This is a genomic window from Moorena sp. SIO4A1, assembly GCF_010672065.1.
Taxonomy (GTDB): domain Bacteria; phylum Cyanobacteriota; class Cyanobacteriia; order Cyanobacteriales; family Coleofasciculaceae; genus Moorena.
In genome coordinates this window covers 1-1,328 of sequence record NZ_JAAHHX010000791.1, presented here as the reverse complement: position 1 = coordinate 1,328, position 1,328 = coordinate 1, and the positions used below count along the sequence as shown (strand labels likewise).

Annotated in this window: 2 protein-coding genes and 1 pseudogene; all 3 read left to right on the top strand. The window is 41.7% G+C overall.

From position 1 onward, the window contains the following. Positions 1 to 255, top strand: a pseudogene (locus F6K53_RS42945) (AIR synthase-related protein); the annotation flags it as partial. A gap of 239 nt (positions 256 to 494) precedes the next feature. Then, positions 495 to 1,007: a 2-amino-4-hydroxy-6-hydroxymethyldihydropteridine diphosphokinase gene (folK, locus tag F6K53_RS42940; RefSeq protein ID WP_293086739.1), complete on the top strand. Its 513-nt coding sequence runs from the start codon at positions 495 to 497 to the stop codon at positions 1,005 to 1,007. A gap of 64 nt (positions 1,008 to 1,071) precedes the next feature. Beyond that, on the top strand, positions 1,072 to 1,328 hold a 257-nt coding region (locus tag F6K53_RS42935; RefSeq protein WP_293086737.1), incomplete at its 3' end, for an SDR family NAD(P)-dependent oxidoreductase.

The following is a 1,328-nucleotide window of genomic DNA, read 5'->3' as shown; positions in this document are numbered from 1 at the left end:
AGCAACGAACTAAAAGGCAGTCTACGCTCTTCCGATCTTATTTACATCAAGAATAGATTAGACGTTAGTCATTTACCTAACTACCAGTTGTTATTTGACCCTCAAACCTCTGGCGGACTCCTAGCAGCTATTCCAGCAGAAAAAGCTGATGAATGTATTAATAAGTTGAAAGCTTTTGGTCATAAACAAAGCTGCTTAATTGGTCGGGTCATCCCAGCTCCAGAAGCTATGTCGAGAGGGATTACTATTATATAGCAGTTCTCAATTAGGTGAGGTACTTTCGTTGTTAATGAGAGTAGGTAGTAGGCAGTAGGGATGGAGCGCAGTCTTAAAGGCTAACACATGGGTTGTAGTGATCTGCCTAGGTATTATTGCTAGTTAATAGCAGTTAGTCAGAATAGCTTCAAATTTTTTTCGAGCTATTGAATCTTTCTATGGTATTATAAATGTTTGTACAAGAGTAGCTTGCCACCAATTCTTCTGTCAGGAGCTGTATGGTATCTAATTCCCAAGTCTTATCAACTAGCAAAAGTACCCTTAGTGCGATCGCACTAGGTAGTAACCTCGGTGATTCTCAAGCCACCTTAGAAGCTGCTCTGATTGAACTCGATCAAACTCCAGGGATTACTGTCAAAACCCGCTCCAGTTGGTACAAAACTAAACCTATTGGACCTGTGCAACCAGATTATATCAATGGTTGCGCCCTAGTGGACACACAAGTAAGTCCCCAAAAGTTGCTAGAGACTCTGCTAGAAACAGAGCAAAAGTTTGGTAGAGTTCGTTTGGAACATTGGGGAGCAAGAACCTTAGATTTAGATTTAATCTTGTTTGGTAACCTGATTCTAGATACCCCTGATCTAATCATACCTCACCCACGCATGAGAGAGAGAGCGTTTGTGTTAGTGCCCTTGGCCGAAATCGCTCCTGATTGGATAGAGCCAGTCTCGGGAATGAAAGTATCCCAACTTCTCGAAAGGTTAGATATTTCCGGAGTTACTCGGTGTTAATTTTTAGGAGATCAAATCAGGTTGATAGACTATATAAGTTGAAAAACAATGGTGAAAAAAGACAATGCTGAAAAAAGCTTTAGTGACCGGCTCAGCAGTGGGAATTGGAAAAGCGATCGCTATTGATTTAGCTAGTAAGGGATTTGATGTTGCATTTCACTATAACCGCAGTGAAGAAGCAGCCAAGCAAGCTTCTGAGGAAGCAGCCACTCACGGAGTAAAAGCGATCGCCCTACAAGCAGATATCACCAAACCAGAGCAAGCAAAGTTATTGGTAGAAAATGCAGCAGCACAACTAGGAGGTTTATCGGTAGTTGTGAA